Annotated in this window: 12 protein-coding genes; 9 read left to right on the top strand and 3 right to left on the bottom strand. The window is 66.2% G+C overall.

What is annotated here, in order from left to right; all coding sequences use genetic code 11:
- Positions 1-8: 8 nt before the first annotated feature.
- On the top strand, positions 9-866 hold the full coding sequence (locus HQ312_RS18675) for a bifunctional 5,10-methylenetetrahydrofolate dehydrogenase/5,10-methenyltetrahydrofolate cyclohydrolase (RefSeq protein ID WP_222640512.1): 858 nt from the start codon (positions 9-11) through the stop codon (positions 864-866).
- Entirely contained in the window at positions 863-1,516 is a 654-nt protein-coding gene (locus tag HQ312_RS18670; protein WP_222640510.1) for a cyclase family protein, read from the top strand. The genes HQ312_RS18675 and HQ312_RS18670 overlap by 4 nt, the downstream gene beginning before the upstream one ends.
- Before the next feature lie 4 nt (positions 1,517-1,520).
- Here HQ312_RS18670 and HQ312_RS18665 read toward each other — a convergent pair whose 3' ends face one another.
- Entirely contained in the window at positions 1,521-3,038 is a 1,518-nt protein-coding gene (locus HQ312_RS18665; protein WP_222640509.1) for an FAD-binding oxidoreductase, read from the bottom strand.
- Between the two features lie 129 nt (positions 3,039-3,167).
- On the opposite strand from HQ312_RS18665, the gene HQ312_RS18660 reads away from it, so the two are divergent.
- The 7 genes from HQ312_RS18660 to HQ312_RS18630 all read left to right on the top strand — a co-directional run bounded on the left by HQ312_RS18660 (position 3,168) and on the right by HQ312_RS18630 (position 10,732).
- A complete protein-coding gene (locus tag HQ312_RS18660; protein WP_222640506.1) occupies positions 3,168-4,043 on the top strand; it encodes an SDR family NAD(P)-dependent oxidoreductase in 876 nt (291 codons plus the stop codon).
- Between the two features lie 2 nt (positions 4,044-4,045).
- Complete coding sequence (folP, locus tag HQ312_RS18655) at positions 4,046-4,903, top strand: dihydropteroate synthase (RefSeq protein ID WP_261782472.1); 858 nt, start codon at positions 4,046-4,048, stop codon at positions 4,901-4,903.
- A 35-nt stretch (positions 4,904-4,938) separates the two neighbouring features.
- Positions 4,939-5,646, top strand: a complete 708-nt coding sequence (gene pcaH / locus HQ312_RS18650) for a protocatechuate 3,4-dioxygenase subunit beta (protein ID WP_222640794.1) — start codon at positions 4,939-4,941, stop codon at positions 5,644-5,646.
- Complete coding sequence (gene pcaG / locus HQ312_RS18645; protein ID WP_222640498.1) at positions 5,639-6,289, top strand: protocatechuate 3,4-dioxygenase subunit alpha; 651 nt, start codon at positions 5,639-5,641, stop codon at positions 6,287-6,289. The genes pcaH and pcaG overlap by 8 nt, the downstream gene beginning before the upstream one ends.
- Positions 6,290-6,320: 31 nt before the next feature.
- Positions 6,321-7,658, top strand: coding sequence for a lyase family protein (locus HQ312_RS18640; RefSeq protein ID WP_222640497.1), 1,338 nt, complete (start codon positions 6,321-6,323; stop codon positions 7,656-7,658).
- Positions 7,648-8,850: a 3-oxoadipate enol-lactonase gene (pcaD, locus tag HQ312_RS18635; RefSeq protein WP_222640495.1), complete on the top strand. Its 1,203-nt coding sequence runs from the start codon at positions 7,648-7,650 to the stop codon at positions 8,848-8,850. The genes HQ312_RS18640 and pcaD overlap by 11 nt, the downstream gene beginning before the upstream one ends.
- Before the next feature lie 415 nt (positions 8,851-9,265).
- Positions 9,266-10,732 (top strand): MFS transporter, encoded by a 1,467-nt coding sequence (locus tag HQ312_RS18630; RefSeq protein ID WP_308123930.1) that lies wholly within the window; start codon positions 9,266-9,268, stop codon positions 10,730-10,732.
- A 195-nt stretch (positions 10,733-10,927) separates the two neighbouring features.
- On the opposite strand, the gene HQ312_RS18625 is transcribed toward HQ312_RS18630, so the two are convergent.
- Positions 10,928-12,496, bottom strand: coding sequence for an amidohydrolase (locus tag HQ312_RS18625; protein ID WP_222640492.1), 1,569 nt, complete (start codon positions 12,494-12,496; stop codon positions 10,928-10,930).
- A 116-nt stretch (positions 12,497-12,612) separates the two neighbouring features.
- The coding region (locus tag HQ312_RS18620; RefSeq protein ID WP_308123929.1) for an APC family permease at positions 12,613-14,055 on the bottom strand (1,443 nt) is incomplete at its 5' end.

Below are 14,055 nucleotides of genomic sequence, written 5' to 3'. Positions count from 1 at the left end.
GACGATCCATGACTGCTCGACTGATGGACGGCAAGGCGGTCGCCCGAACCGTGCGCGACGAGGTCGCCGCCGACGTGTCGGTGCTCATCGCATCAGGGCGCCCGGCGCCCGGTCTCGCGACGGTGCTGGTCGGCGACGACCCGGCCTCGGAGGTGTACGTACGCAACAAGCGCCGGCAGTGCACCGAAGCCGGGATGGCGGACCTGCACCGCCACCTTCCCGCCGACATCACTCAATCCGCGCTGGAGGCAGTGCTGGACGAGTTGGCCGCCGATTCCGCGGTGTCGGGAATCCTGCTTCAGCTGCCCGTACCGAAGCACCTCGACACCACAGCCCTTCTCGCGCGCATTCCGGCGAGCAAGGACGTCGACGGATTGACCGTCACCAACGCGGGGTTGCTCGCCCGCGGCCGCGTCGGCCTGGTTCCCTGCACGCCCGGTGGAGTGATGCGGTTGCTCGACGAGTACGGCGTGGCCCTGTCGGGTGCCGATGCCGTGGTGATCGGCCGGTCGGAACTGGTGGGTCGCCCGATGGCCCAGCTACTTCTGCAGAGGGATGCGACGGTGACCCAATGTCATTCGCGGACCGAGGATCTGACCGCGGTGTGCCGCAGGGCCGATGTCATCATCGTGGCCGCCGGGGTGCCGGGCATCCTGGGCGGTGATGCCGTGATGCCCGGCGCCACGGTGATCGACGTCGGCATCCACCGAACCCCCGACGGCTTGACCGGTGACGTGCGTTTCGCCGAGGTGGAACCGGTGGCCGGACTGCTCACCCCGGTGCCGGGCGGTGTGGGCCCGATGACGATCGCCATGCTTCTCGCGAACACCGTTGCGGCGGCGCGTGCCCTCGGCGACGTCGCGTGATCCCCTGGACGGACCTGTCACATCGGCTCGATCCGCGTGCGCCGCGCATCCCGATCTTCCCGCCTCCGACTTTCGCGACCGTGGCCGAGATGCCCGCAGATCCGATGACGGTGAGCAGGATGGACATGGTGGTACACACCGGAACTCACGTCGATGCCCCGTGTCACTTCGTGGCCGGCGCCGAGAGTATCGACGAGATCGACCTGTCGAGACTGACGGGAGAGGGTGTCGTGTGTCGCGTCGACGCCGGCGAGGACGAGGTCTACGGCGTCGAGGCTCTGCTCGATCGCGGTCTCGTACGCGCCGGCGACATCGTCGTCCTCGACACGGGATGGTGGCGTCACGCCGGTACCCCGCTCTACGCACGGCATCCCTCGTTGTCGGTCGAACTCGCGCAGTGGCTCGTCGACCAGGACGTGTCCATGGTCGCCGTCGACACCGGCACCCCGGATCTGCCTGTGCCGCTGCGTGCCGACGGGTTCACGTGGCCCGTTCACCTGATCCTGCTCGGCGCGGGAGTGTTGATCGCCGAACACCTCACCGACCTCGCCCCCTTGTCAGGGCAGCGGGTCGAATTGATTCTGGCCCCGTTGAACATTCGGGGTTCCGACGGCGCGCCCGTGCGCGCCGTCGGTCGTCCCCTGCTCTGAACCGTCAGACCTGCCGGAAGCGACGTCCCCAGATTCCGGATTTTCCGGGCTGGAGGATGCCGTCCGGATCCAGGGCGTCCTTGATCGTCTCGTTCAGCCGCATGAGCGCGTTGTCGTTGAAGTCGAGCGTCGACGCCACCTGATCCATGTGGTGCAGGTTGGTCCGGTAGATCGGGTAGCCACGCTCACTCATGACGGACACCATGCGTGTGTAGTTGTCGTACACCCGTTCCGTCTGCTCGGCGTTCGTCGAGTCGAAGAACATCGTGCTGATGTGGATCACCGAACGCGGGGACAGCATCAGGCCGGAGAAGAACTGCTCACCCGTCTCCTGATACAACGAGCGCATCAGCCGTGACGTCTCGACCACGTCCTTCCCGCGAAGCGGACCGACCGGTGAGAAGTCCAGGTGCGCAGTCGTCTTGCCGTACATCGTCTCGAAGAGGGCGAGGATGTCCATGTCGGGGATGCCCGCCATGACGCGGTCCTCGTGCCCGGCGTGGCTCGTGCGGTCCGTACCCGCGTAGTCGCGGCGTCGGAGCGTCGCCGTGGGGATCGTGCCGAGGGTGCGCTCGACAGCGACCCAGTGGGCGTCGACGGCTTCCGACGTGCCGTACAGGGCGAATCTCGCCAACCAGCGGGAGGCATCGGGATCGAAGGACGGGTTGCCGTCCTCGTCGAGGCGGACCCCGCGCATGATCGTGGGATAGTTCGTGACCGTGTTACCGAGCATGAGCTCGCGCATACCGTCGGCGACCGCCTCGAGGGCGTCGTCGCCGCTGAACTCCACCCAGCACGAGGCATACGTCTCCGGGCGTCGCTGCAGCCAGAAGCCCATCTTGGTGATGATGCCCAGTCCCGACGAATGGAACAGCCCCTGCAACTGCGGGCCGAACGGGTGGCGGTAGACGTGCGCCACCTCGCTGTTCGGCATCGCCCACATCCCGGTGCGGACCACCTCTCCGTTCGCCAGCACGATCTCCATGCCGCACACGTTCTCGGCGTGGTCGCCGTACTGGGTGTATCCGCGGCCGTACTCGGTGCAGTTGCCGATGACACTGCCCCAACCGAGGTCGGGAATGGACGTCCAGAGCCGCCCTCCGGCTGCCTCGAGAGCCTCGTAGAGATCGAACCAGCGCACCCCGGGCTCGACGACGACGTACGCGAGGTCCTCGTCGATCTCGAGGACCTTGTTCATCTCGCGGAGGTTGACGACGACCGAGCCCTTCACTCGCGGCGCCGGGCCGCCGTAGGTGTTGTTGCGGCCCTGGCTGAAGGTCCACAGCGGCACCCGGCACTCGCCGGCTATGCGCACGACGGCCTGAACCTCCTCGGTGGACGTGGGGCTGACGACAGCGGACGCGTCCCAGTCGGCCGACCCCTGCGCGGTGTACGGGTCGCGGAACTCTTCGATGGTGGCGGTGTCGGTGCGGACCCTGTCGGCGCCGATCACCTCGGCGATGCGGGTCAGGGCGCGGTCGAGGTCGCCGAGGTCGATCGGTGGTGTGGAGAGAGTAGTCATGACCCCAGCGTCGGTGACGCCCGTCACGAGTCGCATCCATGAGGCGACCAGTGGCACGGTTGCCGGACGTGCACCACCGGTGGTCCCACCGATGCGACGGGTACATCGTCCGGACGAGCATTGCCTGCCATGAAGACAGTGACAGGCAGAGTGGCCGTTGTCAGCGGTGCGGCCAGCGGAATCGGACGAGCGACGGCCGACCGGTTGGCGGCAGCGGGAGCCAAGGTCGTCATGGCGGACGTCGAGGCGTCGGCACTCGCGACCGCCGTCGACGAGGTGCGGGCAACGGGCGGCGAGGCCATCGGGGTACGTACCGATGTCTGTCGCGTCGAGGACATCGAGACGTTGGCCCAGCGCACCCTCGACGAGTACGGCGCGGTCCACATCCTGTGCAACATCGCCGGCGTCGAGGGCGGTGCACCGTTCGGAGAGCTTTCCCGCCGCACGTGGGAGTGGGTCATGGGGGTCAATTTCTGGGGCACTCTCGACGCGTGTCGAGTGTTCCTCCCGCACCTGATCGCGCAGGACGAAGCGCACATCGTCAATTGCGCGTCGATGGCCGGGTTCGCTACCGGACTGCCCACGTTCCATCCGTACGTCTCGTCGAAGTTCGCCGTCGTCGGTATGACCGAGAACCTCGAAGTGGAACTCCGTACCACCACCGCGCCGCACGTGGGCGTGAGCCTGCTGTCGCCGGGACTGGTGAAGACGAACATGAACAAGTCCGAGCGCAACCGACCGACGGACGTGCCCGCGACCGACACCCAGGACCTGCGCAGGAAGGTGCACGCCACCATCGACGAGCAGACCGAGAAGTTCGGCGTCACGCCCGAACATGTTGCCGACCTGGTTCTGGAGGGCATCACGGAGAACCGGTTCCACATCCTCACTCACCCCGAACAGACGATCGCCGCGTTCCGGAGCAGGTTGGCGTGGATGGAGAGCGGCACTCCGCCTCGTTCGCCCGCCGACGCTCCTGACGTGGGCGCTCCCGCGTCGACGTGACCATGACCCGCGTGATGGGGATCGTCAATGTGACGCCGGATTCGTTCTCGGACGGCGGTGTTCACGCTGGGCGCGGGCCGGCGGTCGAGCATGCGCTGCACCTCGTCGACGACGGCGCCGACCTGGTCGACGTCGGCGGCGAGTCCACTCGGCCCGGAGCGCTGCGGGTGGACGCCGACGAGGAGCAGCGAAGGGTCCTTCCGGTCCTGCGCGACCTCGTGGCAGCCGGAGTTGCCGTCAGTGTCGACACGATGCGTGCAAGCACTGCGGCCGCCGCTCTCGAGATGGGTGCGGTGGTGATCAACGACGTCAGCGGTGGCCTCGCCGACCCCGATATGTGCGCTGTCATCAGCGGATCCGGTGCGACGTACGTCGTGACGCACTGGCGTGGTCACAGTGCCGGCATGGTCGGCCTCGCGCAGTACGACGACGTCGTCGAAGACGTGTGTACCGACCTTCTCCGACGCGTCGACGATCTGGTGGCCGCCGGCGTCGACTGTTCGCAGCTGATCCTCGACCCCGGCCTCGGCCTCGCGAAGCGACCCGAGCACGACTGGCGCCTGCTCGCCTCCCTGCACCGAATCGTGGGGCTCGGATATCCGGTACTCGTCGGAGCGTCACGAAAATCGTTTCTGGGGGAGCTCACGCGTAGACCCGACGGGACCGTCGATCCCCCCGCAGACCGCGATGTCGCCACCGCTGCCGTGACGGCGCTCGCCGTCGCTGCCGGTGTCGACCTGGTGCGGGTACACGACGTTGCCGTCAATCGGCGAGCGGTGGCGTGTGCCGAGCCGCCCTCGGCCGGCAGTCCCTTCGTCGCAACGAACACGTCATCGTCAACCGTCAGGAGTGCACTGTGACCCCCTCGGGGATCGACCAGTCGGGGGCGCGGCAGGTGCCGGGTGCCTACCGCGATCAGCTCGGTACACACCCACCGCGAGACGTGCTCGACTACCGCTCGACGGCACTCCGTCATCCCGCTCGACCCCTGATTCTCCTGCCGCAGCGGCTCACGGAGATCACGGGACCCGTCCTCGGTGAGGGGCGCATCGCCGAGGGCGATGCGGACCTCACTCGTGCGCGCGGCGGAGAAGCGTCGGGGCAACGCATCATCGTGCACGGCCGGGTTCTCGACAGTGACGGGCGCTGCGTGCCGAACACACTGGTGGAGGTGTGGCAAGCGAATGCAGCCGGTCGGTATCGACATGCCCGTGACACGTGGCCCGCGCCGCTCGATCCCTACTTCGACGGTGCGGGGCGCGTGATGACAGACGCCGCAGGACATTACCGATTCACCACCGTCAGACCCGGCGCGTATCCATGGGGAAATCATCACAATGCCTGGCGCCCCGCGCACATCCACTTCTCTCTGTTCGGTCGTGCATTCACCCAGCGCCTGGTGACTCAGATGTATTTTCCCGACGATCCGATGTTCTTTCAGGATCCGATCTACAACGCCGCCCCCGAAGATGCCCGGCTGCGCTTGATCGGTGCCTTCGATTACGAAGCTACGCAGGACAACTGGGCCCTCGCGTACCGATTCGACATCGTCCTTCGAGGACGCAATTCCACTCCGTTCGAGGGAGACGATCACGATGAGTGATTCCGATGTGGCTCACGCGTTCGCACCTCGGTACCCCGTCACCCCCGGCGCAGACTTCACGACTGCACCGTTCGGACAGACACCCTCACAGACCGTCGGCCCCTACCTGCACATCGCCTTGCCCTGGATCGACGGGCCCAGCGTGGTGCGCGCCGATGCGGTCGGTGCCATGATCGTGAGCGTCACCATGGTCGACGGCAGCCGCACACCGGTGTCCGATGCCATGATCGAGACCTGGCAGGCAGATGCAGCCGGCCGGTTCGATCACCCCGACGATCCCCGCGGACCTGCATCGTCGACACCGCCAGGATTTCGAGGTTTCGGTCGAGCGGTGGCCGACGCGTCCGGCACGGCAGCTGTGCGGACTGTCAAACCCGGGCCGTTGCCGGCGGAGAACGGTCGAATCGAGGCGCCGCACATCGACCTCGCCATCTTCGGACGTGGCATGCTCGATCGGCTCGTCACTCGCATCTACTTCCCGGACGAGCCGTCGGCCAACGCTGCGGACCCCGTTCTGGGGGCACTGACCGCCGAACGACGCGGCAAGTTGATCGCACGGCACACTGCCGCTGGATACCATCTCGACGTGGTGATCCAGGACAGCGATCCGGACGGCGACGAGACCCCGTTCTTCGAGCTGTGACAGTTCGAGCTGTGACAGGGGGAACGCGACCATGACGCGCGGTCATCTGTTCGATCCGACGTTCGGAGCTCGGGACGTCTCGGCCACCGTCTCCGACCAGGCCTGGGTGACAGCGGTTCTCGACGTCGAGGCTGCGCTCGGACGGGCGGCGGCGCGCCACGAGCTGATTGCACCGGAGCATGCGGGCACGATCGCGGCGGCCGCCGCGGAACTCGGTGCCCCCGGGGGAGTCGACATCGAGACACTGGGCATCGACGCCGCAGTGGGTGGGAATCCTGTCATTCCTCTGGTGTCCGCTCTTCGTGCGGCTGTCGCCATGTCAGGCGTGCCGGCATCCGCAGTGCACATCGGTGCGACGAGCCAGGACATCCTCGATACGGCATTGATGCTCATCGTGAAGAACTCGATCGCGACGGTCCGGCGTTCCATCGCTGCCTGCATCGATGCGGGAGCCGATCTCGCGCTCGTCCACCGCGGCACACCCATGGCAGCTCGCACTCTCGGCCAGCAGGCTCTGCCGACCACGTTCGGCGCCGTCGCTGCCGGCTGGACCTCCGGCCTTCTGCGTGCCGACGATGCGCTCGCCGGCGTCGCCGCGGCGGCCTCGGTCCAATTCGGCTGCGCAGCAGGCACTTCGGCAGCTGTGCACCCGTACGGTCTGCGCCTCGCGGACTCACTCGCCGACGAACTGGGACTGACGCATCAGGGCATTCCCTGGCACACCGACCGCACCCGCATCGCAGAGATCGCCGGCGCCCTCGGCACTGCCGCGGGGGCCATCGCGAAACCCGCCCTCGACATCACCTCGCTGGCCTCGACCGAGCTGGGCGAGGTCAGCGAAGGCTCACCCGGTGGTTCTTCCGCGATGCCGCACAAGCGAAACCCGATCGCCGCCGTCACCGCCCGCGCAGCGGTGCGGCGGGTACCCGGCCTCGTCGCCACCGTTCTGGCCGGCATGGACCACGAACACCAACGTGCGACCGGTGCATGGCACGCGGAGTGGGAGACGATGACCGACCTCCTGCGTCTGACAGCCGGGGGAGCCGACCGACTCGCGGTGAGCATGGGCGGTCTTCTGGTCCACGCCGATGCGATGGCCAGAAATCTCGACATCACTCACGGGCTACTTCTTGCCGAGCGCGTCACGACGGCGCTCGACGCGCACACCGACCGCGCTCGAGAGATCGTCACAGCCGCGTGCGCCGCCGGAGTCACACTCGACACCGACCCCGCCATCACCGAGTACCTCGAACCGGCTGCGGTGCGGCACCTGCTGGACCCGGCCGACTATCTCGGGCACGCCGGAGGCATCGTCGACCTCGTCTTGTCCGTGGTTCACCTGCGTACCGGAGGACATCATGACCGTTGAGTTGTCCTACGACGTAGTCCCTAGCCGTTCGCCGATGAGAACGACGGTCGTGTTGGTCGGGTCGCTGGGCTCCGATCGATCCATGTGGGATGCCCAGTGCAGTGCCCTCACCGAGGTCGCCGACATCATCGCTGTCGATCTCCGCGGACACGGACGATCTCCCACACCGAGCGGGCCGTACACGATCGCCGAACTGGCCGAGGACGTTCTCGCGGTCCTCGACGCGAATGGACGCGATCGCGTTCATCTGGTCGGTCTGTCTCTGGGTGGCGCAGTGGCCCAATGGATTGCGGTTCACCGGCCCGCCCGCGTGCAGACGCTGACGTTGATCTGTACCGCGGCGCACTTCGGTGACCCGCGGGGCTGGTCCGAGCGAGCCGCGGCCGTGCGAGCGAAGGGAACCGATTCTCTTGCGGACGCGGTCGTGTCTCGCTGGTTCACACCCGAACTCCTCGCGCGCGACGCCGACCTCGCCTCTCGCCACCGCCGTATGGTCTCCGCCACGTCGGACGAAGGGTACGCCGCGTGTTGCGAGGCGCTGTCCGGTTGGGACAACCGAGAGGATCTGGGCCGAATCAGCGCACCCACCCTCGTGATCGCGGGTGAGCAGGATCCCGCCACACCTCCCTCCGGTGCTCGGATTCTCGCCGACGGCATCGCACGGTCTCGCCTACACACCCTCACCGCTGCAGCGCATCTCGCGAATGTCGAGAAGTCAGGAGAAGTGACCCGGTTGCTCGTCGACCATATTTCACCCGGAGAGTACGAAACGGGGAGGGCTGCAGCGCACGCCGAGGGGATGCGGCAGCGTCGGAGCGTACTCGGGGACGCACACGTCGACCGGAGCATCGAACGCACCACCGACGTGACGGCCCCGTTTCAAGACTTCATCACCCGCACGGCATGGGGCGATGTCTGGGCACGGCCCGGACTCGACCACCGCCTCAGGCGCCTCTTGACGCTCGCCATTCTCACCGCGGTCGGTAACCAGCACGAGCTGGACATGCACATCAGGGCGGCGTTGCGAGCGGGGCTGTCCGCCGACGAGCTCGCCGAGGTGTTTCTCCACACCGCGGTGTACGCGGGAGTGCCGAACAGCAACGCGGCCTTCGCGCTGGTGGATCGAGCAGTGGATGCACATTCGGTATCCGGTGACCAGTCCCCGTCTCGTCGCGAAAGTAATCGAACGTGAGTGCTGGATTCTCGCACCGAGCCGCTCTTCAGAATTGATGGGATCCGACAAATATTATTACTCAAAGAATGACGTGAATGGTCTTTCGGTTTAGCAATCTCGAGGCAAGGCTTGCTTGTAGAGGCGAGACCTGGCCCACACCCTGCGTCGACTGGACTGGACAAATCGGAGCGCGTCTGCCCAGCGCAGAGTCGTCGGAACGCATTACTGGGCTTTATCGAATGCCGCGTTTGCTCACATCGTCCGAGCCGTGTCAAATGCGAGAAAGTCGCGGTGCAATGGATCGCGATCGCGTTTGACGAATTGTCGTCGTTCTGGTTCCATAACCCGAGGAATGCTCTTTCCTGAATCGTCGAAACAGAACTTGGGGTGGCGCGTGTCCGACGCGCTGAAAACAATCACCACAGCATCGACTGTGGACAATCCGAACCATGAACGGCGATGGCTCGTGTTGGTCATCGTCGCGGCGACGCAGCTCATGATCGTTCTCGATGCCACTATCGTGAACATCGCGCTTCCGCAGGCGCAGGCGGATCTAGGTATATCGGACGGGAACCGTACGTGGGTGGTCACTGCCTACGCTCTGGCTTTCGGCGCTCTACTTCTCCTCGGCGGCCGAATCTCCGACTACTGGGGTCGACGCAAGTCGTTCCTTGTGGGAATGACCGGGTTCGCGGTCTCCTCTGCTGTCGGTGGTCTCGCACAGGAATCGTGGCAGCTCTTCGCCGCCAGGGCCGGCCAGGGTGTGTTCGCGGCACTACTCGCACCGGCAGCACTGGCGATTCTCACCGTGACGTTCGTCGAGCCGAAGGAGCGTGCGAAAGCATTCGGTGTCTTCGGGGCCATAGCCGGCGGCGGCGCTGCGGTGGGCCTGTTGCTCGGCGGCGTTCTCACGGAATACCTCAGCTGGCGTTGGTGTCTGCTGGTCAATGTGCCGGTTGCCGTGGTGGCCGTCATCGCGGCTGCATCGGTCATCGTGGAGTCCAAAGCCGCGGGCGACACCCGCTACGACATCGTCGGCGCGGTTCTGGTCTCCATGGGGCTGGCCTCGTTGGTGTACGGATTCACTCGAGCCGAGACAGGGTGGGGCTCACCGGCAACTGTCGCGTTCATCGCAGCGGGGTCGGTGCTGATCATCGTCTTCGGCTTCGCGGAGCGGCGCGCCACCAATCCGCTTCTACCGCTGGGAGTTCTCTTCCACCGCGACCGCGGCCCTGCATTCTTCGGCTCACTCATGGTGGGGTCGATACTCGTCGGCGCGACCCTGTTCCTGACCTTCTACTTTCAGATCGTTCTGCAATTCAGCCCCGTGATCGCTGGACTGGCTTCGCTGCCCATCACCGGTGGAATCTTCGTCACGGCCGGCGTCGCTTCGACGTTGCTTCCCCGTGTCGGCCCGAAGCCCATCATGTCGATCGGCCCGATCATCTCGGCGATCGGTCTGCTACTGCTCGTGAACATCGATGTCGACACGTCGTACTGGACCCATGTGCTGCCGGCGCTCGTACTGGTCGGCTTGGGCCTGGGTCTGCTGATCATTCCGCAGCAGAACGTCGCACTGATCGGTGTCGCGAATCATGACGCAGGTGCGGCCAGTGCATTGATCAACGCAACGGTGCAGGTGGGAGGGGCGCTCGGTGCGGCGATCTTCACGTCGATCTACACCTCCGCGAAGCAGTCGTACCTCATCGACACACCTGCACCGGAAGCGCCGGCGGGTGCCGGCATGGAGCGCTTCTTCTCAGCAGAAGTGGCGGGGTATCACGCGGTGTTCACGGTGGCAGCCGTCTTCATCGCGGTGATCTCGCCGGTCGTGTTCTTCGTCGTCCGTGCGAAGAAGGATGATCTGCCGGCAGGAGAGGTCGTCGTGCACGCCGGCTGACATGCGTTCCGATGACAGAGCAGCGCCGCACCAGGTCGGTCGACACTGATGCGGCGCCGCTCGGTCGGCTCGTATGTGGATTCGTCTCACCGAGATGTCAGCGAGGAGGCATCGATCCGCCCACGATGACGTAGGGACCAGGCCCCGTCAGGGCGCTGAAGCTGCGTGATACGCCGGTTGTCGGGCGTGTCTGGGTCATGCCCTCTTGTACACGGTGCGGCCTTCGAACACCGTCCGCAGCACCTCGCTCGCGCCGATCTCTGCGGTGGGAATCTGGAAGATGTTGCGGTCGAGAACGATCATGTCCGCGGACTTGCCCACCTGAATGGACCCGCGGGTATCGCTGCGTCCCACCACCGCTGCCCCGCCGAGGGTCAGTAGTTCGACCGCTGTCTCGATGTCGACCGAGTCGTCGCCGCGTTCGAGCATCCCTTGCACGGCGGGGAACAGGTTGGGGTCGGGGGTGATGATCCAGTCGGAGCCGATCGTCATGGTGGCGCCGGCGTCGAGAATCGTGCCGAACTTGTACCCGTCCTGCAGCCCGTACTCCTCGATGTGCCAGATGGCCGGAGACATCTCTGCCACGACGCCGAGTTCGCCGAAGCGGTGGTAGTCGTCGTCGTGGATGAAGGTGCAGTGTGCGATCTCGTGGGAGGGGCCGCCCTCGCCGTTGGCCGCGCGCACGGTCTCGAACGCGTCGAGCGCCGCGCGCACCGATCCTTCTCCCGCGCAATGGATCTTCACCGACAGTCCGGCGGCGTCGAAGCGGGTGAGGACGTCGGTGAGTTGGCTGGGTTCGACGAGGATGTTCGACGGGTCGATGTTCCCGTGGGCGTCGAGGTCGGCTTGCGTCATGTGTGGGGGTAACGGCGCACCGTCGAGCCAGATCTTGATGAAGCGCGTGTCCAGATGGGTGCTGGCCCAGGCTTCTCGGTCGGCGATCATGCGGTCCAGGTCGGCGGTCGAGGCCATCCCGAAGCCTTCCTCGCGCCACACGAGGTGGGCGGCGACATGCAGGTCGAGTTGACCGTTCTCGTCGAGATGCCGGTAGGCCGCCAGTGCTTGCGGTGAGGCGGACGCTTCCTGGATCGAGGTGATGCCGAACCGGTGGCATGTGGACACCGCCCACGTGAGGGCAGAGCGGTAGATCTCGGCCCGGTAGTCCGGGATGGAGCGCAGCACGGGCCAGCGGGCCTGTTCGACGAGTTCCCCGGTGAGTTCGGTGGTTCCGGCCCTGCGGATGTAGCGGCCTCCGGCGGGATCCGGTGTGGAGTCGTCGATACCGGCGATCTCGAGGGCTTTGGTATTCACCAGGGAGTGATGAATGGTGTAGTCGTACAACATCACCGGCTGGTCGGGGAACTTCTCGTCGAGGAACTTCCGGTCCAGCTCACCGTCGGCGAACGCGGCCGGGAAGAACTCGCCGCCGACGATCCACGCATGCTCACCCTCGTCGACGAGGGATGCGCACTGACAGCTTTCGAGGTCGTGCACGATCTGCTGCGGTGAGCCGGCCGGCGTCAGACGAGCTTCGTACTGGTACTTCAGACCGCTGAACAGCAGGTGGGTGTGCGCATCGTGCAGGCCCGGCATGACCGTGCGCCCCTGCAGGTCGACGACGTCTGTTCCGGCGGAGGCGGCCGAGGTGACGGCCGCGTCGTCACCGACTGCGGTGAACACCCCGTCCTCGATCAACACTGCTGACACCCAGGGCGTCTGGGGGTCGACGGTGTAGATGCGGCCGTTGACGTATGCGGTGCTCATGGCGACTCCTCGATGGTGTGGTGAGTTCGAGACCCCCGACGGGGCTGCCCCGACGTCGGCGCAGCCGCTACAGCGCCCCACCCGGGGAGGCGGGGCGCTGCGGCCGCGCTTCTCGATCAGACGAGTTCGGCCTCGAAGTTGACGTTGGGTCGCAGTGTGGCCCAAACGAATCCGGCGAGTGCGAACACGGGGATGAGCAGCAGCAACCATTGCGCGGTGCCGCCCTGGCCGCCGAGCAGGACGCCGTAATTGCTGATGGCGAGGTAGGCCACGTAGCCGAAACCGGCGACGGCGATCACGGGGCTGATCTTGGTGGTCCACGGGTTCGTCTCGAGCTTGGTGCGGGCGAAGAACGCGATGATCGACACCGAGGTCAGGATGAGGATCACGATGAGCGCGACGGTGCCCAGAGCCAGCAGCCAGCTGTAGGTGACGGTGAGCGCGTCGGCGCCGGCGAGTTCGAATCCTGCCAGGACGACTGCGTTGATGATGCCCACGACGGCGGCGGCGACGGCCGGACTGCCGGAGGAGCGGGTCGTGGTTCCGAGCTTGTGGGGCAGGACGTTCGCGCGGCCGAGGGCGAACAGGTAGCGGGCGAACATGTTCTGGAAGCCGATGAGCATGGCGATGAAGCTGGTGACGACGAGGATCTCGAGGGTGGTGGCGAGCCACGGTCCGACCTCGTTCTCCGCGACGGCGAAGATGAGTCCGGCGGGGTCGGCGGCGGCGGCTTCCTGGACTGCGTCGTTGCCGATGGAGTTGCCGATCGCCCAGGTGGTCACGGCGTAGAACACGCCGATGAAGGCGATGGATCCGTAGATCGCGCGGGGGATGGTGCGGCGTGGGTCCTTCGCTTCCTCGGAGAAGACCACGGTCGCTTCGAATCCGGTGAAGCAGGCGAAGGCGAAGAGGAACGCCACACCGAGGCCGGGGCTGACGAGGGCGGACGGATCGAAGGCCGCGAGGGAATTACCCGACGTGCCGCCACCTCCGAAGATGATCACCGAGTCGAGAAGGACGAACACGGCGATCTCGAGGGCGACGAGGACACCCAACACCTTGAGGCTGAGGTCGATGCCGAGCATGGTCAGGCCGGTGACGACGACGAGGACCACGAACATCAGCAGGGGCCTGGGGATGTCGATCCCGAGTTTGCTGGCGATGGTGTCGTGCGCGAACACCGAGAACAGTGCCCACAGCGCTGCTTGCAGCGATCCGTAGAACAGCACGGCGAGTCCGGCGCCCGCGGTGGCGGTGCGCGATCCCAGACCGCGAGCGATGTAGGCGACGAAGCCGCCCGCGTTGCTGATGTGGCGGCTCATGGCGACGTATCCGGCGGAGAACAGCGCGAAGAGCACGGCGGCGAGCAGGTAGACCATGGGTGCGGTGGCGCCGTTGGCGGAGAACACGATCGGTGAGGCGCCGACGATGGCGGCGATCGGTGCCACTGCCGCGATGACGAAGAAGATGATCGCGGTGACGCCGAGTCGTCCGGGGCGCAGACCCGCACGGTCCGCGGTGGGCGGCAGGTGGGGTTGGGCGGCGGAGCTGCTGGGGGA

It is taken from the genome of Rhodococcus sp. BP-316, from assembly GCF_019836105.1.
Classification (GTDB): Bacteria; Actinomycetota; Actinomycetes; order Mycobacteriales; family Mycobacteriaceae; genus Rhodococcoides.
Note: the sequence above shows the minus strand (reverse complement) of the source record. Positions and strands in the feature narration are given on the sequence as shown.

What these genes read in the sequence shown, in the direction of transcription:
- HQ312_RS18660 (WP_222640506.1), top strand. Translation starts at nt 3,168, where the DNA reads ATGAAGACAGTGACAGGCAGAGTGGCCGTTGTCAGCGGTGCGGCCAGC.
- pcaG (WP_222640498.1), top strand. Translation starts at nt 5,639, where the DNA reads ATGAGTGATTCCGATGTGGCTCACGCGTTCGCACCTCGGTACCCCGTC.
- HQ312_RS18675 (WP_222640512.1), top strand. Translation starts at nt 9, where the DNA reads ATGACTGCTCGACTGATGGACGGCAAGGCGGTCGCCCGAACCGTGCGC.
- HQ312_RS18665 (WP_222640509.1), bottom strand. Translation starts at nt 3,038, where the DNA reads ATGACTACTCTCTCCACACCACCGATCGACCTCGGCGACCTCGACCGC.
- HQ312_RS18625 (WP_222640492.1), bottom strand. Translation starts at nt 12,496, where the DNA reads ATGAGCACCGCATACGTCAACGGCCGCATCTACACCGTCGACCCCCAG.
- folP (WP_261782472.1), top strand. Translation starts at nt 4,046, where the DNA reads ATGACCCGCGTGATGGGGATCGTCAATGTGACGCCGGATTCGTTCTCG.
- pcaD (WP_222640495.1), top strand. Translation starts at nt 7,648, where the DNA reads ATGACCGTTGAGTTGTCCTACGACGTAGTCCCTAGCCGTTCGCCGATG.
- HQ312_RS18640 (WP_222640497.1), top strand. Translation starts at nt 6,321, where the DNA reads ATGACGCGCGGTCATCTGTTCGATCCGACGTTCGGAGCTCGGGACGTC.